This is a genomic window from Lysinibacillus sp. ACHW1.5 (genome assembly GCF_022014815.1).
GTDB lineage: Bacteria > Bacillota > Bacilli > Bacillales_A > Planococcaceae > Lysinibacillus > Lysinibacillus capsici.
The window spans coordinates 4,378,130-4,401,141 of sequence record NZ_CP091777.1 but is presented as its reverse complement, the minus strand read 5'-3'; the positions used below and the strand labels follow the sequence as shown (position 1 = coordinate 4,401,141).

20 protein-coding genes are annotated in these 23,012 nt (G+C 39.2%); all 20 read left to right on the top strand.

The features are described 5' to 3' along the window. The first annotated feature begins 6 nt into the window (after positions 1–6). The gene (rpoB, locus tag L6W14_RS22170; protein WP_176408505.1) at positions 7–3,582 is read left to right on the top strand and encodes a DNA-directed RNA polymerase subunit beta; all 3,576 of its coding nucleotides are present in this window, start codon (positions 7–9) and stop codon (positions 3,580–3,582) included. A gap of 202 nt (positions 3,583–3,784) precedes the next feature. Further along, a complete protein-coding gene (gene rpoC / locus L6W14_RS22165; protein WP_131521815.1) occupies positions 3,785–7,468 on the top strand; it encodes a DNA-directed RNA polymerase subunit beta' in 3,684 nt (1,227 codons plus the stop codon). 138 nt (positions 7,469–7,606) lie between these two features. Beyond that, the gene (locus L6W14_RS22160; protein ID WP_004233607.1) at positions 7,607–7,855 is read left to right on the top strand and encodes a ribosomal L7Ae/L30e/S12e/Gadd45 family protein; all 249 of its coding nucleotides are present in this window, start codon (positions 7,607–7,609) and stop codon (positions 7,853–7,855) included. 99 nt (positions 7,856–7,954) lie between these two features. Beyond that, positions 7,955–8,374, top strand: coding sequence for a 30S ribosomal protein S12 (gene rpsL / locus L6W14_RS22155; protein ID WP_004233609.1), 420 nt, complete (start codon positions 7,955–7,957; stop codon positions 8,372–8,374). A gap of 44 nt (positions 8,375–8,418) precedes the next feature. Next, positions 8,419–8,889, top strand: a complete 471-nt coding sequence (gene rpsG, locus L6W14_RS22150) for a 30S ribosomal protein S7 (protein ID WP_004233610.1) — start codon at positions 8,419–8,421, stop codon at positions 8,887–8,889. A 42-nt stretch (positions 8,890–8,931) separates the two neighbouring features. Then, positions 8,932–11,010 carry an elongation factor G gene (gene fusA / locus L6W14_RS22145; protein WP_131521816.1) on the top strand — a complete coding sequence of 693 codons (2,079 nt, stop codon included), beginning with the start codon at positions 8,932–8,934 and terminating at the stop codon, positions 11,008–11,010. Positions 11,011–11,146: 136 nt separating this feature from the next. Beyond that, entirely contained in the window at positions 11,147–12,334 is a 1,188-nt protein-coding gene (tuf, locus tag L6W14_RS22140) for an elongation factor Tu (protein WP_004233614.1), read from the top strand. A gap of 164 nt (positions 12,335–12,498) precedes the next feature. After that, the gene (locus tag L6W14_RS22135) at positions 12,499–13,173 is read left to right on the top strand and encodes a response regulator transcription factor (protein WP_048395586.1); all 675 of its coding nucleotides are present in this window, start codon (positions 12,499–12,501) and stop codon (positions 13,171–13,173) included. A gap of 15 nt (positions 13,174–13,188) precedes the next feature. After that, positions 13,189–14,205, top strand: coding sequence for a sensor histidine kinase (locus L6W14_RS22130; protein ID WP_237898899.1), 1,017 nt, complete (start codon positions 13,189–13,191; stop codon positions 14,203–14,205). 96 nt (positions 14,206–14,301) lie between these two features. After that, positions 14,302–15,063 carry an ABC transporter ATP-binding protein gene (locus L6W14_RS22125; RefSeq protein WP_048395566.1) on the top strand — a complete coding sequence of 254 codons (762 nt, stop codon included), beginning with the start codon at positions 14,302–14,304 and terminating at the stop codon, positions 15,061–15,063. Continuing rightward, positions 15,053–17,032 (top strand): FtsX-like permease family protein, encoded by a 1,980-nt coding sequence (locus tag L6W14_RS22120; RefSeq protein ID WP_237898898.1) that lies wholly within the window; start codon positions 15,053–15,055, stop codon positions 17,030–17,032. The genes L6W14_RS22125 and L6W14_RS22120 overlap by 11 nt, the downstream gene beginning before the upstream one ends. Before the next feature lie 157 nt (positions 17,033–17,189). Then, the gene (locus L6W14_RS22115) at positions 17,190–18,500 is read left to right on the top strand and encodes a Na+/H+ antiporter family protein (protein WP_237898896.1); all 1,311 of its coding nucleotides are present in this window, start codon (positions 17,190–17,192) and stop codon (positions 18,498–18,500) included. 353 nt (positions 18,501–18,853) lie between these two features. Further along, entirely contained in the window at positions 18,854–19,162 is a 309-nt protein-coding gene (rpsJ, locus tag L6W14_RS22110) for a 30S ribosomal protein S10 (protein ID WP_004233624.1), read from the top strand. Positions 19,163–19,207: 45 nt separating this feature from the next. Next, a complete protein-coding gene (rplC, locus tag L6W14_RS22105) occupies positions 19,208–19,837 on the top strand; it encodes a 50S ribosomal protein L3 (protein WP_004233625.1) in 630 nt (209 codons plus the stop codon). A gap of 26 nt (positions 19,838–19,863) precedes the next feature. Beyond that, complete coding sequence (gene rplD / locus L6W14_RS22100; RefSeq protein ID WP_004233626.1) at positions 19,864–20,487, top strand: 50S ribosomal protein L4; 624 nt, start codon at positions 19,864–19,866, stop codon at positions 20,485–20,487. After that, entirely contained in the window at positions 20,487–20,771 is a 285-nt protein-coding gene (gene rplW, locus L6W14_RS22095) for a 50S ribosomal protein L23 (RefSeq protein WP_004233628.1), read from the top strand. Before rplD ends, rplW begins: the two co-directional genes overlap by 1 nt. Before the next feature lie 47 nt (positions 20,772–20,818). Beyond that, entirely contained in the window at positions 20,819–21,649 is an 831-nt protein-coding gene (gene rplB / locus L6W14_RS22090; protein ID WP_009373990.1) for a 50S ribosomal protein L2, read from the top strand. 60 nt (positions 21,650–21,709) lie between these two features. After that, on the top strand, positions 21,710–21,988 hold the full coding sequence (gene rpsS, locus L6W14_RS22085) for a 30S ribosomal protein S19 (RefSeq protein ID WP_004233637.1): 279 nt from the start codon (positions 21,710–21,712) through the stop codon (positions 21,986–21,988). Between the two features lie 22 nt (positions 21,989–22,010). Beyond that, positions 22,011–22,355: a 50S ribosomal protein L22 gene (rplV, locus tag L6W14_RS22080; protein ID WP_004233639.1), complete on the top strand. Its 345-nt coding sequence runs from the start codon at positions 22,011–22,013 to the stop codon at positions 22,353–22,355. A 3-nt stretch (positions 22,356–22,358) separates the two neighbouring features. Beyond that, entirely contained in the window at positions 22,359–23,012 is a 654-nt protein-coding gene (rpsC, locus tag L6W14_RS22075) for a 30S ribosomal protein S3 (RefSeq protein WP_004233642.1), read from the top strand.

Genomic DNA, 23,012 nt, shown 5'->3' with positions numbered 1-23,012 from the left:
TGAGGGGTGAATGAGTTGACAGGTCAACTAGTTCAGTACGGACAACACCGCCAGCGTAGAAGCTTTGCGCGTATTAAAGAGGTGCTTGAGCTTCCAAATCTGATTGAGATTCAAACGGCGTCTTACGAGTGGTTCCTTGAAGAAGGTTTACGTGAAATGTTCCGTGACATTTCGCCGATCGAGGACTTTACAGGTAATCTTTCATTAGAATTCATCGATTATTCATTAGGTGAGCCTAAATATGATGTTGATGAGTGTAAAGAGCGAGATGTTACTTACGCAGCTCCATTACGTGTGAAAGTACGTCTTTACAACAAAGAAACAGACGAAGTGAAAGAACAAGATGTCTTCATGGGTGATTTCCCGTTAATGACAGAAACAGGTACGTTCATTATCAACGGTGCTGAACGTGTTATCGTTTCACAATTAGTTCGTTCACCAAGTGTGTATTTCCATGATAAAACTGATAAAAACGGTAAAAAGGGCTTTGGAGCTACAGTTATTCCAAACCGTGGTGCTTGGTTAGAGTATGAAACTGATGCGAAAGACGTAGTTTATGTGCGAATTGATCGTACTCGTAAGCTACCAGTAACAGTGTTACTACGCGCATTAGGTTTTGGTTCAGATCAAGAAATTATCGATATTATCGGTGATAACGAGTATCTACGTAATACGTTAGAAAAAGATAACTCTGAAAGTACAGAAAAAGCGCTTTTAGAAATCTACGAACGTTTACGTCCAGGTGAGCCACCAACAGTAGAAAGTGCGAAGAGTTTATTATACTCTCGTTTCTTCGACGCTAAACGCTATGATTTAGCGAATGTTGGTCGCTACAAAATGAATAAAAAGCTTCACATTAAAAATCGTTTATTCAACCAAACGATTGCTGAAACGCTTGTAGATCCAGAAACAGGCGAAATTTTAGTAGAAAAAGGTACAGTACTAGATCGTCGTACTTTAGATAAAATTCTACCTTACCTAGAAGATTCATCAAAAGGTATTGGTTACCGCACTTTATCACAAGTCGGTGGAGTACTTGAAGATGATGTAACCATCCAATCTATTAAGATTTATGCTCCAAAGGATGAAGCGCAAAAAGAAATCAATATTATTGGTAATGCGTACATTGATGAAGAAGTGAAGAATATTACACCTGCTGATGTTTTATCTTCAGTAAGCTATTTCTTTAACTTACTTTATCAAGTAGGTGCAACAGATGATATTGACCATTTAGGTAACCGTCGCCTACGTTCTGTTGGTGAGTTACTACAAAACCAATTCCGTATCGGTTTGTCTCGTATGGAACGTGTAGTACGCGAGCGTATGTCAATTAATGACACAGCTGCGATCGTACCACAACAATTAATCAATATTCGTCCAGTGATTGCGTCCATTAAAGAGTTCTTCGGAAGCTCTCAATTATCACAATTCATGGACCAAACAAATCCATTAGCAGAGTTAACGCATAAACGTCGTCTATCTGCATTAGGTCCTGGTGGTTTAACGCGTGAGCGCGCTGGCTTCGAAGTACGTGACGTTCACTACTCTCACTATGGTCGTATGTGTCCAATCGAGACACCAGAGGGTCCAAACATTGGGTTAATTAACTCATTATCTTCATTTGCCAAAGTAAATAAATTTGGCTTCATTGAGACACCTTATCGTCGTATTGACCACGAAACAGGTCGAGTAACGGAGCAAATTGATTATTTAACAGCTGATGAAGAAGATAACTACTATGTAGCACAAGCAAATTCACCGTTAAATCCAGATGGTACTTTTGCAAATGATGAAGTAGTAGGTCGTTTCCGTGGTGATAACACGGTATTCAATAAAGCACAAATGGACTACATGGATGTATCTCCTAAACAAGTTGTTTCTGCAGCGACTGCATGTATACCGTTCTTAGAAAACGATGACTCGAACCGTGCACTTATGGGTGCCAACATGCAACGTCAAGCAGTTCCACTACTTAACCCAGAAGCACCATTCGTTGGTACTGGTATGGAACATGTTGATGCGCGTGATTCAGGTGCAGCTGTAGTAGCGAAGTATGATGGTATTGTTGAGCATGTTGAAGCTCGCTCTATCCATGTACGCCGCATTGAAGTTGTAGACGGCAAAGAGGTTAAAGGCGATTTAACAAAATATAAATTACAGAAGTTCATTCGTTCTAACCAAGGTACTTCATATAACCAACGCCCACTTGTAAAAGTAGGCGAACGTGTGAAACCTCGTGACATTTTAGCAGATGGTCCATCAATGGAAAAAGGCGAACTAGCTCTTGGACGTAACGTACTGGTTGCCTTCATGACTTGGAACGGCTTTAACTATGAGGATGCTGTTATTATGAGTGAGCGCCTTGTAAAAGACGATGTCTATACATCTGTTCATATTGAAGAATATGAATCAGAATCTCGTGATACAAAGCTTGGACCAGAAGAAATCACTCGTGATATTCCAAACGTCGGAGAAGATGCACTTCGTAACCTAGACGAACGTGGTATTATCCGTATCGGTGCGGAAGTACGTGACGGTGATATTCTTGTAGGGAAAGTAACGCCTAAAGGGGTTACAGAATTAACGGCTGAAGAGCGTTTATTACATGCAATCTTCGGTGAAAAGGCTCGTGAGGTTCGTGATACTTCATTACGTGTACCACACGGTGCTGGCGGTATCATTCTTGATGTTAAAGTATTTAACCGTGAAGATGGCGATGAATTACCACCAGGTGTTAACCAATTAGTTCGTGCTTACATTGTTCAAAAACGTAAAATTCGTGTTGGGGACAAAATGGCCGGACGTCATGGTAACAAAGGGGTTATCTCTCGTATCTTACCAGAAGAAGATATGCCATTCATGCCAGATGGCACGCCTGTTGATATCATGTTAAATCCACTTGGTGTACCTTCCCGTATGAATATCGGACAAGTTTTAGAGTTACACTTAGGTATGGCTTCTCGTTACCTAGGCGTTCACATGGCAACACCAGTATTTGATGGTGCTAATGAAGAAGACGTTTGGGAAACAATGGAAGAGGCTGGCATGAACCGTGACGGTAAAACAATCCTGTATGATGGACGTTCTGGTGAACCATTCGATAACCGTGTATCAGTAGGTATCATGTATATGATCAAACTAGCTCACATGGTTGATGATAAACTTCATGCACGTTCAACTGGTCCTTACTCACTTGTTACGCAACAACCACTTGGTGGTAAAGCGCAATTTGGTGGACAACGTTTTGGTGAGATGGAGGTATGGGCACTTGAAGCTTATGGTGCTGCGTATACACTTCAAGAAATCTTAACGGTTAAATCTGATGACGTTGTTGGTCGTGTGAAAACATATGAAGCCATCGTTAAAGGTGAAAGTGTACCAGAGCCAGGTGTTCCTGAGTCATTCAAAGTATTGATTAAAGAACTTCAATCTCTTGGTATGGATGTTAAGATGTTAACAGTTAATGATGAAGAAGTAGAGCTTCGCGATTTAGACGAAGAAGACGATCTTCAGCCAGCTGATGCACTTAACATTGCACCACAGCCAGATACAGAAGAAGAGCCAGTAGAGTCTTTTGAATAATGGAAAACCAAATTCACAAATGTGAATCTGGTCAAACTTATTTTTCAAATTAGCCGGGCAGGATTTAACGCCCTGCCTGGCTTTTTCTTTTAATAAATCATTCTATTTCTAATCCTTTGCCAAAGAGGCAATCTTTGCAAACGATTATCGAGCTGCGTAAAAGAGTCTTTATAAAGACCTATACTAGAGGGAGGTAGGCTCCTTGATAGACGTTAATGAATTTGAATATATGAAAATTGGTTTAGCATCACCTGACAAGATTCGTTCTTGGTCATATGGAGAGGTTAAAAAACCTGAAACAATTAACTACCGTACACTAAAACCAGAAAAAGATGGTTTATTCTGTGAGCGTATTTTTGGTCCAACTAAGGACTGGGAGTGTCACTGTGGGAAATATAAACGTGTACGCTATAAAGGCGTAGTTTGTGATCGCTGTGGCGTTGAAGTAACACGTGCTAAAGTTCGTCGTGAACGTATGGGACATATCGAATTAGCAGCACCAGTTTCTCATATCTGGTACTTCAAAGGTATTCCTAGCCGTATGGGTCTAATTTTAGATATGTCACCTCGTGCTCTTGAAGAAGTTATCTATTTCGCTTCATACGTTGTGATCGATGCAGGTGCTACTAATTTAGAAAGTAAACAATTACTTTCTGAAAAAGAGTATCGTGCATACCGTGAAAAATTCGGTAATACATTCGAAGCATCAATGGGTGCAGAAGCAATCAAAAAATTATTAGGTAAAATCGACCTAGAAGATGAAACACAATCTTTAAAAGAGGAGTTAAAATCTGCTCAAGGTCAAAGACGTACTCGTGCCATTAAACGTCTAGAAGTTGTTGAATCTTTCCGTAACTCAGGAAACTCACCTGAATGGATGATTCTAGATGTACTACCTGTTATTCCACCAGAGCTTCGTCCAATGGTGCAATTAGATGGTGGTCGTTTCGCGACTTCAGATTTAAACGATTTATACCGTCGTGTAATTAATCGTAATAACCGTTTAAAACGTTTATTAGATTTAGGTGCTCCAAGCATCATCGTACAAAATGAAAAACGTATGTTACAAGAAGCTGTTGATGCATTAATCGATAATGGTCGTCGTGGACGTCCTGTAACAGGTCCTGGTAACCGTCCATTAAAATCCCTTTCACATATGTTGAAAGGTAAACAAGGTCGTTTCCGTCAAAATCTACTTGGTAAACGTGTTGACTACTCTGGTCGTTCGGTTATCGTAGTAGGTCCAAACTTAAAAATGTACCAATGTGGCTTACCAAAAGAAATGGCTATCGAATTATTCAAGCCATTCGTTATGAAAGAATTAGTAGAGCGTGGTCTTGCTCATAACATTAAATCTGCTAAACGTAAAATCGAGCGTTTAAATAACGACGTATGGGACGTTTTAGAAGATGTTATCCGTGAGCATCCAGTATTATTAAACCGTGCACCAACGCTTCACCGTCTTGGAATTCAAGCATTTGAACCAACACTAGTTGAAGGTCGTGCTATTCGTCTTCACCCATTAGTATGTACAGCCTATAATGCTGACTTTGATGGTGACCAAATGGCGGTTCACGTACCATTATCAGCTGAAGCTCAAGCTGAAGCTCGTCTTCTAATGCTTGCTGCACAAAACATCTTGAATCCAAAAGACGGTAAACCTGTTGTAACACCTTCTCAAGATATGGTATTAGGAAACTACTACTTAACACTTGAACGTGAAGGCGCACGCGGTGAAGGTACTGTTTTCTATGGTCCAAATGAAGTTTTAATTGCCTATGATACAGGTCATGTACACTTGCATACACGTATCGCAATTAAAGCAAGTTCATTAAATAATCCGACATTCACTGAAGAACAAAATAATATGTTCTTATTAACAACTGTCGGTAAAGTAATCTTTAATGAAATCTTGCCAGAATCATTCCCTTATATTAATGAGCCAACTGATTTCAACTTAGAGCAAGTAACACCAGAAAAATACTTTGCTAAGTTAACAATTGATGAAGAAACACTTAAAGAGCTTGAATCAGATAGTGCTTATAATAATTTAGATGAAAAAGGGAAAATTGATGCACAACGTACAGCTGTATTGCGTAAATACTTTGCATCAGTACCTGTTGTAAACCCATTCCGTAAGAAATTCTTAGGAAATATCATTGCTGAAGTATTTAAACGTTTCCACATTACGGAAACATCTAAAATGCTTGACCGTATGAAAAACCTAGGTTTCAAATATTCAACACGTGCAGGTATTACTGTAGGTGTATCTGATATCGTGGTATTACCTGATAAAGGTGAAATTTTAGCAGAAGCTCAAGAGAAAGTAGATAAAGTTCAAGCGCAATTCCGTCGTGGTTTCATTACTGAGGATGAGCGTTATGATCGCGTTATTTCAAGCTGGAGTGCTGCAAAAGATGAAATTCAAGCGAAGCTGATGAAGTCACTTGAGAAAACAAACCCAATTTTCATGATGTCTGATTCAGGTGCCCGTGGTAATGCATCTAACTTTACTCAGCTAGCTGGTATGCGTGGTCTGATGGCCAACCCGGCTGGTCGTATTATCGAACTTCCAATCAAATCTTCATTCCGTGAAGGTTTAACAGTATTAGAGTACTTCATCTCAACTCACGGTGCTCGTAAAGGTCTTGCCGATACAGCCCTAAAAACTGCCGATTCAGGTTACTTAACGCGTCGTCTTGTTGACGTTGCACAAGATGTTATCGTTCGTGAAGATGACTGTGGTACTGACCGTGGCTTAACGATTGGTGCATTAATGGAAGGCACAGAGTTAATTGAAGCTCTAGATGAACGTATTGTTGGTCGTCATACGAAGAAAACTATCTTCCACCCTGAAACTGGTGAAGTAATTCTTGCAAAAGACGGTTTAATCGACCAAGATATCGCTCGTGCAATTATCGAGGCTGGTATTGAAGAAGTGACAATCCGTTCAGCATTTACATGTAATACAAAACACGGCGTTTGTAAAAAATGTTACGGCATGAACTTGGCGACAGGTGAGAAGGTTGAAGTTGGGGAAGCAGTTGGTATTATTGCGGCTCAATCAATCGGTGAACCAGGTACACAGTTAACAATGCGTACATTCCATACAGGTGGGGTTGCCGGTGATGATATTACACAAGGTCTTCCACGTATCCAAGAGATCTTTGAAGCACGTAATCCAAAAGGTCAATCTGTTATTTCAGAAATTGCTGGTACGGTTTCAGATATCACAGAAATTCGTGAAGGCTTAAAAGAAATTACAATTCAAGGTGACGTAGAAACTCGTAAGTATCAAGCACCTTATAACGCACGTTTGAAAGTTATCGAAGGTGATAATGTAGAACGTGGTCAAGTTTTAACAGAAGGTTCTATCGATCCAAAACAATTGCTAAAAGTCAAAGACGTTTCAACTGTTCAAGAATATTTATTAAAAGAAGTTCAAAAAGTATACCGTATGCAAGGTGTAGAAATTGGGGATAAACACATCGAGGTAATGGTTCGCCAAATGCTTCGTAAAGTGCGTGTAATTGAAGCTGGAGATACAGAATTACTACCTGGCTCATTATTAGACATCCACCAATTCACAGAGGCAAACGTAGACGCTGTGATGAATGGCAAAAACCCTGCAACTTGTCGTCCTGTTATCCTTGGTATTACAAAAGCTTCTCTTGAAACAGAATCATTCTTATCTGCAGCATCGTTCCAAGAAACAACACGTGTGTTAACAGATGCAGCAATTAAGGGTAAACGTGACGAGCTTCTTGGATTAAAAGAGAACGTAATTATTGGTAAACTTGTTCCTGCAGGTACTGGTATGCAACGTTATCGTCAAATCCGCATCGAAAAAGATGAGCTTGACACAGAAGTCGTTTCTGCTGAATAAACATTAAATTAGGCCGAAGAGATGCATATTTTCATCATCTCTTCGGACTTTTTCAAGATATTAGTTGACAGTGTAAATGAGTAATGATAATATATTGAAGGTTGATAGTTAACTGTCTGTACTTCGGAGGATATGTAAATGTCTTATGATAAAGTAAGGGCTAGTCAAACAATCATAGGTACAAAGCAAGCAGTAAAAGCAATGCGAGCTGGTTCAGTGAAAGAACTTTTTGTGGCACTTGATGCAGACAATTGGGTAACCGATTCGGCCATATCTTTCGCGAGAGAAATCGGTATACCAGTTATTCTTGTTGAGTCCAAAAAGGAACTGGGCAAAGCCTGTGGAATCCATGTTGGAGCTGCGGTAGTTGCGATTACTGTAGAGTAGTTTTTGTGTAAAATGCACAAAGACTTTGTTTTTACCCAAAAAATGAACCACCTGGATGTGTGGTATTAAAAAAAGAAGGAATGAAGGGAGGAAAAATCGATGCCTACAATTAACCAATTGGTACGTAAGCCTCGTAAATCTAAAATCACGAAATCAAATTCACCAGCGTTAAACAAAGGATATAACTCATTTAAAAAATCTTTAACTGATGTTAAATCTCCACAAAAACGTGGTGTTTGTACTCGTGTAGGTACAATGACGCCTAAAAAACCAAACTCAGCGTTACGTAAATACGCTCGTGTACGTTTAACTAACCAAATCGAGGTTACAGCGTACATTCCTGGTGAAGGCCACAACTTACAAGAGCACAGTGTTGTTCTTATCCGTGGCGGTCGTGTAAAAGACTTACCGGGTGTTCGTTACCATATCGTTCGTGGTGCTCTTGATACTGCTGGTGTAAACGGTCGTATGCAATCACGTTCTTTATACGGTACAAAACGCCCTAAAGAAAAAAAATAATTTAAATCCCACAATATATTTACTCAATGAAAGGAGGAAAACACATGCCTCGTAAAGGTCCTGTTTCCAAACGTGACGTGTTACCAGATCCAATTTATAATTCAAAACTAGTAACTCGTTTAATCAATAAAATGATGATTGATGGTAAAAGAGGTACTTCTCAAAAGATTTTATACGGTGCGTTCGAACTAGTTAAAGAACGTTCTGGTCAAGATCCAATCGAAGTATTCGAAGCTGCTCTAAATAACGTAATGCCAGTTCTTGAAGTACGTGCTCGCCGTGTTGGTGGTTCTAACTACCAAGTACCAGTTGAAGTACGCCCAGAACGTCGTACAACTTTAGGTCTTCGTTACCTAGTTAACTATTCTCGTCTTCGTGGTGAAAAAACTATGGAAGAGCGTTTAGCTAACGAAATCCTTGATGCTTCTAACAACACTGGTGCATCAGTTAAGAAACGTGAAGATATGCACAAAATGGCAGAAGCGAACAAAGCATTCGCTCACTACCGTTGGTAATCTAAACATAGCATAAGCCCAATATGGAAGGAGAAATACCTAATGAAACGCGAATTCTCACTAGAGAATACTCGTAATATTGGGATCATGGCTCACATTGATGCTGGTAAAACAACAACAACTGAGCGTATCCTTTATTACACAGGTAAGATTCACAAAATCGGTGAAACTCATGAAGGCGCTTCTCAAATGGACTGGATGGAGCAAGAGCAAGAACGTGGTATCACAATCACTTCTGCTGCGACAACAGCTCAATGGAAAGGCAACCGCGTAAACATCATCGATACTCCTGGACACGTAGACTTCACTGTAGAAGTAGAACGTTCTTTACGTGTACTTGACGGCGCAGTAACTGTACTTGATGCTCAATCTGGTGTTGAACCTCAAACAGAAACTGTATGGCGTCAAGCTACAACTTACGGTGTACCACGTATCGTATTCATTAACAAAATGGATAAAATGGGTGCAGATTTCCTATATTCTGTAGGTACTTTACACGAGCGTTTACAAGCAAATGCTCATCCAATCCAATTACCAATTGGTGCGGAAGATGAGTTCAAAGCAATTATTGACCTAGTTGAAATGGATGTAACTTACTACGATAACGAAGAAGGTACAGCATTACGTGAAGGTCAACCAATTCCTGAAGAATTCCAAGCGCAAGCTGAAGAATACCGTGAGAAGTTAATCGAAGCAATCGCTGAAGTTAACGAAGAAATCATGGAAAAATACTTTGCTGGTGAAGAAATTACAAAAGAAGAGCTTAAAACGGCTATCCGTAAAGCGACAATCGCTGTAGAATTCTATCCAGTAATCTGTGGTACAGCATTCAAACACAAAGGTGTTCGTAAAATGCTTGACGCAGTTATCGACTACTTACCATCACCAGTTGATGTACCTGCTATTAAAGGTACAACTCCAGATGGTGATGAAACTGAACGTCCATCATCAGACGAAGCGCCATTCGCAGCTTTAGCATTTAAAGTTATGACTGACCCATTCGTAGGTAAATTAACGTTCTTCCGTGTGTACTCTGGTGTTCTTGAATCAGGTTCATACGTACAAAACTCTTCAAAAGGCAAACGTGAACGTGTAGGTCGTATCCTACAAATGCACGCTAACAGCCGTGAAGAGATTTCAAAAGTATTTGCTGGTGATATCGCAGCTGCTGTAGGTCTTAAAGATACAACAACTGGTGACACTCTTTGTGAAGAGAAAAACCTTGTTATCCTTGAGTCTATGGAGTTCCCAGAACCAGTTATCTCTCTTTCTGTAGAACCAAAATCAAAAGCTGACCAAGATAAAATGGGTCAAGCTTTACAAAAACTACAAGAAGAAGATCCAACATTCCGTGCACATACAGACCAAGAAACTGGTCAAACAATTATCTCAGGTATGGGTGAGCTTCACCTTGATATCTTAGTTGATCGTATGCGCCGTGAATTTAAAGTAGAAGCTAACGTAGGTGCTCCAATGGTATCTTACCGTGAAACATTCCGTGGCTCTGCTCAAGTTCAAGGTAAATTCACTCGTCAATCTGGTGGTCGTGGTCAATACGGTGACGTATGGATCGAGTTCTCTCCAAATGAAGAGGGTAAAGGCTTTGAATTCGAAAATGCTATCGTTGGTGGTGTAGTACCACGTGAATATATTCCAGCTGTAGAAGCAGGTCTTCGTGACTCGCTTGACCGCGGTGTAATCGCTGGTTACCCATTAATCGACATCAAAGCGAAATTATTCGATGGTTCTTACCATGATGTTGACTCAAACGAAATGGCATTTAAAATCGCTGCATCTATGGCACTTAAAGCTGCTGCATCAAAATGTAGTCCAGTTCTTTTAGAGCCTATGATGAAAGTTGAAGTTGTAATTCCAGAAGAATATCTTGGTGATATCATGGGTAACATCACTTCTCGCCGTGGTCGCGTAGAAGGTATGGAAGCTCGCGGTAACGCTCAAGTTGTTCGTGCGATGGTTCCACTATCAGAAATGTTTGGATATGCAACAACTTTACGTTCTGCAACGCAAGGTCGTGGTGTATTCTCAATGGTATTCGATCATTATGAAGAAGTACCAAAATCAATCTCTGAAGATATCATCAAAAAAAATAAAGGTGAATAATTGAAATTTCATCTTGCATAAAGTATAACTAATTTGTAAGCTATGATTGCAGGATAGGGGATGGGCCCGTTCTCTATCAGCATTCATTCTATAAATTTTAAATCTAAAACATACAATTTTGAGGAGGCAATCTCTAATGGCTAAAGAAAAATTTGACCGTTCTAAAACGCATGCTAACATTGGTACAATCGGACACGTTGACCATGGTAAAACTACTTTAACTGCTGCAATCGCTACAGTTCTTTCTAAAAAAATGGGTGGTACAGCTAAATCTTACGCTGATATCGATAACGCTCCAGAAGAAAAAGAACGTGGTATCACAATCAATACTTCTCACGTAGAATACGAAACTGAAACTCGTCACTATGCACACGTTGACTGCCCAGGACACGCTGACTATGTTAAAAACATGATCACTGGTGCTGCTCAAATGGACGGCGGTATCTTAGTAGTATCTGCTGCTGACGGCCCAATGCCACAAACTCGTGAACACATTCTTTTATCTCGTCAAGTAGGTGTTCCATACTTAGTAGTATTCATGAACAAATGTGATATGGTTGACGACGAAGAATTATTAGAATTAGTAGAAATGGAAATCCGTGACCTACTATCTGAATATGACTTCCCAGGTGACGATATTCCTGTAATCAAAGGTTCTGCTCTTAAAGCTCTTGAAGGTGAACCAGAATGGGAAGAAAAAATCGTTGAATTAATGGACGCTGTAGATTCTTACATCCCAACTCCAGAACGTCAAACTGACAAACCATTCATGATGCCAGTAGAGGACGTATTCTCTATTACTGGTCGTGGTACAGTTGCAACTGGCCGTGTTGAACGTGGTCAAGTTAAAGTTGGTGACGTAGTTGAAATCATCGGTATCGCTGAAGAAGCTAAATCTACTACTGTAACTGGTGTAGAAATGTTCCGTAAATTATTAGACTATGCTGAAGCTGGTGACAACATCGGTGCTTTACTACGTGGTGTTGCTCGTGAAGAAATCCAACGTGGTCAAGTATTAGCTAAACCAGGTTCAATTACTCCACACACTAACTTCAAAGCTGAAGTTTACGTTTTATCAAAAGAAGAGGGTGGCCGTCATACTCCATTCTTCTCTAACTACCGTCCTCAGTTCTACTTCCGTACAACTGACGTAACAGGTATCTGTAACTTACCAGAAGGCGTTGAAATGGTAATGCCTGGTGATAACATCGAAATGACAGTTGAACTTATCGCTCCAATCGCTCTTGAAGAAGGTACTAAATTCTCTATCCGTGAGGGTGGCCGTACTGTAGGCGCTGGCGTAGTTGCTTCTATCCAAAAATAATTTTAGCTTTCGCTAATTTCTAACCAATCTGTAGGGACGCCTACAGATTGGTTTTTTGTGTTAAAATAAAGGGAAATTAGAGTTTTAATTAGTGTATGTGTACATAACAACAAGCATGTCCTCTAGCGTAAATAATTAAAGGGAAAGGGGAACTAAGTATGGACATGAAAATTTTGCTGATTGAAGATGATCCTTCTATTTTTAGCATGATTCAAGAACGTTTTGAGCAGTGGTCACTAAACGTGGTTGGACCTAAAAATTTTCAGAAGGTGATGGATGACTTTATAGAGGAGAAGCCCCATCTCGTGCTAATTGATATTCAATTGCCTGCCTATGATGGCTTTCATTGGTGTCGTGAAATTCGTCATTTATCCAAAGTGCCAATCCTTTTTCTTTCTTCCCGAGATCACCCGATGGATATGGTGATGGCTATGCAAATGGGGGCTGATGATTTTATTCAAAAGCCTTTTCATATGGAAGTTTTACTCGCAAAAGCACAGGCTATTTTACGTAGAACCTATGATTACGTTGAAGAAAAAATGGATGTTACACGTTTTAACGATGCCATAATTGATTATGCGAGAAGTGAAATTATGTATAATGGTGCCATTGCTTCTTTAACAAAAAATGAACTTTTTATTTTAAGAATATTAGTGGAGCAGGCTAATCATATCGTTTCAAGAGACGAGCTAATGAGAAAACTATGGGATGACGAACGTTTCGTAAACGATAATACTTTGTCTGTAAACGTTAATCGGTTACGTGCAAAGCTAGAGGATATTGGTTTACATGAGGTAATACTAACGAAAAAAGGACTTGGTTATATGGCAGTAAGCTGAGGGATGTGAGGGAAGTTGCTATTATTATTTATTAGAGAACGCTTTGCTTGGATAGGATTTTTTATTTTTACTCTAATAATTCTAAATGTACTATTTTCTTTAGATGTTGGTTTAAATGGAATTTCTATTGGGTATGTAAACGTTAGTTTACTTGTAAGTTTTACACTCTTTTTTTGGTGTCGCTATGTCATCGAAGTTGGGAAATTAAAAGATTTCCTGGGAAATATGGATAGCCACCTTGATGATGCACATAGAAATAGTTTAGCTTTATCTCCTTTTCAAGAAGTATACTTTCAAAAAATGGAGGATGCCTTCTTTGAAAAGAATTTAGAGTTAAATCAAGCCAAAGTGCAAATACAGGAGCATTCTGATGAGCTATTAGCTTGGGTCCATGAAGTAAAAGCACCTTTAACTGCCATTAATTTAATGTTTGAACATATTGAGGATTTACAGCTACGTCGAAAATTAGAGAATGAATGGCTAAGACTACATCTTTTGGTTGATCAACAACTGCATCAAACAAGATTATACGCTATTGAAAAAGATAATTATTTAAATGAGATTGAACTGAAGTCCATTGTTTATAAAGAAATCAGAGCGATGCAAGCTTGGTGTCTTGAAAAAGGCATTGGCTTTGAAATTGGTGAACTGACAGAGATTGTTATGACAGATGGCAAGTGGTTAGCTTTTATTATTCGACAAATTCTTTCGAATGCCATCAAGTATAGCCCAATAAATTCTGAGATAACAATCTTTACAGAATATGATTCTACAGGTGCTACATTACTACATATTAAAGATATAGGTAGGGGTATACCTTTAGACGATTTACCTAGAATTTTTCAAAAATCTTATACAGGAACAGCGGGAAGGGAATCCTCTCAATCAACAGGTATGGGTCTCTATTTAGCATCTAATGTAGCCCATAAAATTGGTATTCGTATTAATGTTCAATCTAAAGTAGGGGAAGGCTCGCTATTTACACTACGTTTCCCCTTACAAAATGAATATGCGAAACTAACAGGTAGATGACGAAAATGTCACCTACCTTTTTATATTGTCATGTAAAACGCACGAATGTTTAGGTTTGACAGGGTACACTTGAACTATAGAAAGGGGCGTTATGAAGTGACAGTTTTAATAGGACGTAAAATAAAGAAAGTGTATGGAAAAAAATCAACGGCTCAGGAAGTATTAAAGGGTATTGATGTAGAAGTGAATAGAGGAGAATTTGTAGGTATTATGGGACCTTCTGGCTCTGGTAAAACAACGCTTTTAAATGTCTTATGCTCAATTGACTTTGCGACAGAAGGTGTTATTGAGATAAACGGTCATAGTTTACGTGGTATGAAAGAAAAGGCTTTAGCAAACTTCCGAAGAGAGCAGCTAGGATTTATATTTCAAGACTATAATTTATTAGATACCTTGACAGTAAAAGAAAATATTCTTCTACCGTTAGCCATCAGTAAGTTACCAAAAGCTGTTGCCGAAAGTCGAGTGAAGGAACTCACTTCTTTGTTGGGAATCACGGAAATTTTAAATAAATATCCCAACGAAATATCAGGTGGACAAAAACAGCGTACCTCTGCTGCACGTGCACTTATTACCAATCCGTCATTGGTATTTGCAGACGAGCCCACTGGGGCACTAGATTCTAAATCAGCTACAGCCCTGCTTCAAAATCTACAAAATATAAATGAAACAAAAGAAGCGACAATTATGATGGTTACACACGATGCTGTAGCCGCAAGTTTCTGTACACGTGTGTTATTTCTAAAGGATGGCCTTATCTATAGTGAACTTTATAAGGGCGATAAAACAAGGCAGGCCTTTTTCAAAGAAATCATGCATACACAAAGTGTGCTAGGCGGTGACGGGTATGAGTCTTAGTAAGTTAGTACTTCGAAGTATGAAGAAAAATATGAAGCACTACTATCTATATTTCTTTGCACTTATTTTTAGTGTTACCTTATACTTTTCGTTCGTCACCTTGCAAAATAATACGGAGGTGTGGGCTGCTGTTCAAATGAGTGGAACAGCTACGGCAGGATTTAAGGCAGCAACTTATATTCTTTATTTTATCGTTTTGTTCTTCGTTCTGTATGCAAACCATTTATTTATGAAGCGTCGTAGTAAGGAAATAGGTTTGTACCAACTGATTGGCATGACTAAGGGGCTAATCGTGCGTTTATTAGCGATTGAAAACATTCTCTTATTTGTTGGAGCCGTTATTATAGGTATGTTGGCAGGCTTCTTTAGCTCTCGTGTGTTTGCAATGATTTTGCTTCGTGTGCTTGAAAAAGAAGCTCTCGTAACCATGACTTTTAGTACACAAGCTTTACTGCAGTCGATGATTGTATTTACTATCTTATTGATCATCGTTCTTATACAGATGGCTTGGATGATTCATCATGTGTCATTGTTATCATTATTTAGTGCAGCAAAACAAGCAGATGAGCGTGTAAGACGCTTTAGTGCGTTCCAGATGGTTATTGGCTTTTTGGGTCTTATACTGATTGCTTATGGCTACTATGCATCGACAAAGCTGTTCGATATCGAATCTGCTGGTAATTTATTTATTAATATGATTATTATTTTAGCTACTACAATTGGTGGAACATTCCTTGTTTTTCGTTTCTCTGTAGCGTTTATTATGAATACTATTCGTCTAAAGAAAAAAGGGCATTTATCCATAAAGGATGTATTAGCATTAACGCCCATCATGCATCGCATGAAGAGCAATGCAAAGTCATTAACGCTAATCACTGTGTTAACAGGCGTTTCTCTAGGCGTGACGACGCTTTCCTATATCGCCTACTACTCCTCGGAAGCATCTGCATATAGCCAAGTACCAGGTGATTTCATATTGCTTGAAGAGCAAGGGGAGGAGTTTTTAGAGAAGTTAGAGGAAAATAATATTGCTTATGATAAAATTGACTACCGTCTTCAGGGAGTAACTGCTGCTGTAGGTCAATTGATGTCTAAAAAACAGCAGGATAACCCTTTATATACAATGGAAGGCACAATTTATACCATTCCGCTTTCAGATTATCAGCAGAGTGTTCCAGAGGCTAAGCTATCAGGAAATGAGGTTATCTTAACAAACTATGGTGGTTATATGGCTGAAATGTTCCCGTTAGAGAAAGATCATGATTTAGTAGTATCTGCAGGAGAACTTGAAGAAACTTTTCATGTCGTTGATATCCACGATAAAAGTGTGATAAGTGGTATTGTAACGGCTGGGGGTGGTGGACCTATCTTTGTTGTGACAGATGATATATTTAAAAGTTTAACTACACAGGCAGCTCTTTATCCTTGGCATCATCAAACAACAATAACTTTAAAATCGAAAGAAGATATTGCAACAGCAGAAAAATTATATATTCAATCAAATGCAGGTATTATTACGGCTGTAGATGATAAAGGGGAGACAAAGCAATATACACAATCATCCTATGAAGGAAAACGTAAAGACAATATTGAATCATTGGGTCTTACCATCTTTACAACAGCATTTTTAGGGCTTGCGTTCTTAATGACCACAGGTAGTATTCTATACTTTAAACAAATGTCTGAGGCAGAGGAAGAACGTGATTCCTATACAATCCTACGAAAGATTGGTTTTGCTGAAAAAGATATCATGAAGGGTATTTATATGAAACAGGCCTTTAATTTCGGTGTTCCATTAGTTATTGGTTTATTGCATAGCTACTTTGCTGTTAAGTCAGGATGGTTTTTATTTGGGACAGAGTTAACAACCCCCTTGTGGATTGCAATGTGCTGTTATATAGCCTTATATACGATTTTTGCCATTCTATCGGTAGGCTATTATAAAAAGGTTGTACGTCAATCGTTGTAAAATTAAATAAGAAGAAACTCGGAAACAGTGTGGTGGTTATCATTACACTGTTTTTTAGTGCAAAAATATAGAAATTACAAAAAACCTTGACTTTCAATTATCAGAATAATAAAGTTTAACATGTTAGTAATTTAGTGTATGAAAGTAGAGTGTGACAATGAATGCAGTAATTGCGGCTGTTGCCGTTATGTTAATATTAAGCTTGCTTCGTATCAATGTAGTTCTCTCGTTAGTTTTAGGAGCATTTGTAGGCGGTCTAACTAGTGGGATGGGCATTGAGTCAACAGTCCAATCATTTACGGAAGGATTAGGGGCAGGAGCAACCATTGCATTAAGTTATGGCTTACTTGGTGGTTTTGCAATCGCCATTGCCAAAACAGGAATACCCGAATTAATGATAGCGGGGGTGTTAAAAATATTAAAGGGTGAAAGTAATAGAAAAGGACTTGTGAAGGTATTAATTTTCTTCCTTATTTTTGTGATGTCTATTTTATCTCAAAATGTCATTCCTATTCATATTGCCTTCATTCCATTATTAATTCCTCCTATTTTAAAGATTTTAAATATGCTAGAAGTCGACCGACGTATAATCGCAACGTTGATTGCAGTAGGCTTAATTGGTACTTATAGTTTTGTACCTGCTGGTTTTGGAGCAATCTTTCAAGATATCGTTGCTACACAAGTGTCAGAGGCAGGAATGGCTGTATCTTCTCGTGATGTCCCTGTAGCAATGGGTATGCCCGTATTAGGAATGCTAATCGGATTGATAATTGCTTTTGCTGTATACCGCAAGCCAAGACATTATAAGCATAGAGAAGTAGAGACGGAATCTTTAAATGTAAACGTCAGCAAATTTATTATGTTTTCTACAGCTCTGGCATTAGTAGTATCACTATGCGCTCAAGTGTTAACGGATTCAATGATTGTAGGGTCGTTTGCAGGTATTATGATTATGTATTTTACAGGTGCCCTTAAATGGAAAGAAGCCGATGATATTCTTTCTGAGGGAATGAAGATGATGGCCTTTATTGGCTTTGTTATGATTGCGGCAAATGGTTTTGCGGCGGTAATCAATGCAACAGGTGATGTGGACAGCTTAATTACTAATTCACTCACCTTATTAGAAGGAAATAGAAGTCTTGCTGTCTTCATCATGTTAGTCATAGGATTAGTTGTAACGATGGGGATTGGTTCGTCCTTCGCAACAGTGCCTATTATCGCTACACTATTTGTTCCGCTAGCACAAGGTTTAGATATGAGTCCTTTAGCGATATTATGCTTAATCGGTACATCAGGTGCTTTAGGAGACGCAGGTTCACCAGCATCCGATTCTACATTAGGACCAACAGCAGGCCTAAATGTTGACGGCCAGCATCATCATATTTGGGATACCTGTGTTCCTACGTTTATTTTCATTAACATACCACTAATCCTGTTTGGTTGGATTGCCTGTGTGTTCTTTCTATAATAAGGAGGTAGTTTCTATTTAATATAGAAACTACTTTTCTTTTAGAGTTATTTGAAATGTGCGAAAATGTTGATATGACAACCTTAAGTGTTGCAATATGTATAGAAATTTTATATACTAATAAACGGCTTAATAAAGCGAAGAAATAGTAGTACTAAGAATATCTGCAACATTTAAAAGAATTTAGCGAAAAGACTTGCTTATTCTTTTTTTATTGTATATAATGTTGAATGTTGGTCTTTGACTGCGATGAAGCGAGAGGTTGCCGACACACCCGGCCGCTTTGCCATGGCGGTGTGTGGGAAAATTTTCGTGGAGAATGTCTAGAAAATAGGCGAGAAGGAGGGAAAATAATGGCAAAACAAAAGATTCGTATTCGTTTAAAAGCGTATGATCACCGTATTTTAGATCAATCTGCTGAGAAAATTGTGGAAACTGCAAAACGTTCAGGTGCAAGTGTATCAGGTCCGATTCCACTTCCAACTGAGAAGTCTGTGTACACAATTCTTCGTGCGGTTCACAAGTACAAAGATTCTCGTGAACAATTCGAAATGCGTACGCATAAACGTCTGATCGATATCGTTAACCCAACACCACAAACTGTTGACGCGTTAATGAAACTTGATTTACCATCTGGCGTTGATATCGAAATCAAACTTTAATGGTAAAAACAATATAACTTTTAAAACTTACAGGAGGTGTGACAAATGGCTAAAGGAATCTTAGGTAGAAAAATTGGTATGACACAAGTTTTCGCTGAAAACGGCGATTTAATCCCGGTAACAGTTATCGAAGCTACTCCAAACGTAGTTCTTCAAAAGAAAACTGTTGAAACAGACGGCTACGAAGCAATTCAAGTTGGTTTCGAAGACAAGCGCGTTAAGCTTTCTAACAAACCAGAACAAGGTCACGTAGCAAAAGCGAACACTGCTCCTAAGCGCTTCATTCGTGAATTCCGCAACGTGAACGTGGAAGAATACGAAGTTGGTCAAGAAGTCAAAGTAGAAATTTTCGCAGAAGGCGATGTAATCGATGTAACAGGAGTTACTAAAGGTAAAGGTTTCCAAGGTGTTATCAAACGCCACGGACAATCTCGTGGTCCTATGGCCCACGGTTCTCGTTACCACCGTCGTCCTGGTTCAATGGGTCCAGTTGCTCCGAACCGCGTATTCAAACAAAAGAAATTACCTGGTCAAATGGGTGGCAATGTAGTTACAATCCAAAACTTAGAAATCGTGAAAGTTGACACAGATCGTAACTTACTACTTGTTAAAGGTAATGTTCCTGGTTCTAAAAAAGCTCTAGTTACAGTAAAAACTGCAATTAAAGCTAAGTAATCACTTAAGGAAAGGAGGAAACAGGAATGACAAAAGTATCTGTACTTAGTCAAACAGGTGCTTCAGTTGGTGAAATCGAATTAAACGATGCGATCTTCGGAATCGAGCCAAATGAAGCAGTATTATTCGACGCAGTAGTTGCTCAACGCGCTTCTCTTCGTCAAGGTAATCACAAGGTTAAAAACCGTTCTGAAGTTGCTGGTGGTGGTCGTAAACCATGGCGTCAAAAAGGAACTGGTCGTGCTCGTCAAGGTTCTATCCGTTCTCCACAATGGCGCGGCGGTGGTATCGTATTCGGTCCTACTCCACGTAGCTATTCTTATAAATTACCTAAAAAAGTTCGTCGTTTAGCTCTTAAATCTGCTTTATCAGCTAAAGTAGTAGAACAAAACTTCTTAGTTCTTGATGCTCTAACTCTAGCAGCACCAAAAACAAAAGAATTCACAAAAATCCTTAAAGATCTTTCTTTAGAGAAAAAATCTTTATTCGTAACTGCTGACCTAGATGAAAACGTAGCATTATCTGCTCGTAACATCCCTGGTGTAACAGTTTTAACTGCAAACGGAATCAACGTTCTTGATCTATTAGGTCATGATAAAGTTGTATTCACTAAGTCTGCAGTAGAAAAAGTTGAGGAGGTGCTTGGATAATGGAAGCACGTGATATTTTAAAACGTCCGGTCATTACTGAGCGTTCTTCAGAACTTATGGCAGAGAAAAAGTATACTTTCGAAGTAGACACTCGCGCTAACAAAACTCAAGTAAAAGACGCTGTAGAAGAAATCTTTGGCGTAAAAGTTGAGAAAGTAAACGTTCTTAACTACAAAGGTAAATTCAAACGCGTAGGCCGTTACGGTGGTTACACTAACAAACGTCGTAAAGCGATCGTTAAACTAACTGCTGATAGCAAAGAAATTGAATTATTCGAAATGTAATCCTAACGGATTTATGATTTGAACACTCAAGAAGGAGGGAAAACACAATGGCGATTAAAAAGTATAAACCTACCTCTAATGGTCGTCGTAACATGACGTCATTAGACTTTGCGGAAATTACAACTAACAAGCCTGAGAAATCATTGCTTGAACCAACTAAACGCAAAGCTGGTCGTAACAACCAAGGTAAAATCACTGTTCGTCATCATGGTGGTGGTCATAAGAAGCAATACCGTGTTATCGATTTCAAACGTGTTAAAGATGGCATTCCGGCAAAAGTTGCTACTATTGAATATGATCCAAACCGTTCTGCGAATATCGCATTAATCAACTACGCTGATGGAGCAAAAGCTTACATCTTAGCACCAAAAGGTCTAGAGGTTGGTCAAACAATCGTTTCTGGTCCAGATGCTGATATTAAAGTAGGTAACACATTACCATTAGCAAACATTCCAATGGGTACTACAATCCATAACATCGAGTTAAAACCTGGTAAAGGCGGACAATTAGTACGTTCAGCTGGTACTTCTGCGCAAGTACTTGGTCGTGAAGATAAGTACGTTATCGTTCGTTTACAATCTGGTGAAGTACGTTTAGTTTTAGCTACTTGCCGCGCTACAATCGGTCAAGTTGGTAACGAACAACACGAACTTGTACACATCGGTAAAGCAGGTCGTAGCCGTTGGTTAGGTAAACGCCCAGAAGTTCGTGGTTCTGTAATGAACCCTAACGATCACCCACACGGTGGTGGTGAAGGACGTTCTCCAATCGGACGTAAATCACCAATGACTCCTTGGGGTAAACCAGCACTTGGTTACAAAACTCGCAAGAAGAAAAACAAATCGGATAAATTTATCATCCGTAGTCGTAAAAAATAAAGTGGTTAAACTACGGTTCTATGTGAGAGCCGTGGTGGAATCACGGAGGGAGGTTCCTACATGGGTCGCAGCTTGAAAAAAGGACCTTTTGTCGATGACCACTTAATGAAAAAAGTGGAAGCGCAAGAGGCTTCTGAGAAAAAACAAGTTATCAAAACTTGGTCACGCCGTTCTACAATCTTCCCGAACTTCATCGGTTTAACGATTGCTGTATATGATGGACGTAAACATGTTCCTGTATACGTAACAGAAGATATGGTAGGCCATAAACTTGGTGAGTTCGCACCGACACGTACTTATAAAGGTCACGGTGCAGACGACAAGAAAACAAGACGCTAATTTTGAGAGGAGGTAAATCCTAATGACACAAGCTAAAGCTATCGCTCGTACAGTACGCATTGCTCCTCGCAAAGTACGTCTAGTTGTAGACTTAATCCGAGGTAAGCAAGTTGGTGAAGCAGTTGCAATTTTACGTCATACTCCAAAAGCGGCGTCTCCAGTCGTTGAGAAAGTATTAAAATCTGCAGTTGCTAACGCTGAGCACAACTACGATCTTGACATCAACTCTTTAGTAGTTTCTGAAGTATTTGTTGACGAAGGTCCAACTTTAAAACGTTTCCGTCCACGTGCACAAGGACGTGCAAGCGCAATTAACAAACGCACAAGCCACATTACTCTAGTGGTATCTGAGAAGAAGGAGGGTTAATCCGTGGGTCAAAAAGTACATCCAATAGGACTACGCGTTGGTATTATTCGTGACTGGGAGTCAAAATGGTACGCTGAAAAAGACTATGCAACTCTACTTCACGAAGACATCAAAGTGCGTAAATATATTGAAACGGCTCTTAAAGACGCTTCAGTTTCTAAAGTAGAAATCGAACGTGCTGCAAACCGTGTAAACATTACAATTCACACTGCGAAACCAGGTATGGTAATCGGTAAAGGTGGTACTGAAGTTGAAAATCTTCGTAAATACCTTAGCGATTTAACTGGTAAACGTGTACACATCAACATCATTGAAATCAAACGTGCAGATCTTGACGCTCGTCTAGTAGCTGAAAACATCGCTCGTCAATTAGAAAATCGTGTATCATTCCGTCGTGCGCAAAAGCAAGCGATCCAACGCACAATCCGCGCTGGTGCAAAAGGAATTAAAACACAAGTATCTGGTCGTTTAGGTGGCGCTGATATCGCGCGTGCTGAACACTATAGTGAAGGAACTGTTCCACTTCATACTCTACGTGCTGACATCGATTATGCACACGCAGAAGCTGATACTACTTACGGTAAATTAGGCGTTAAAGTATGGATCTACCGTGGTGAAGTTCTTCCTACGAAGAAATCTGTGGAAGGAGGCAAATAA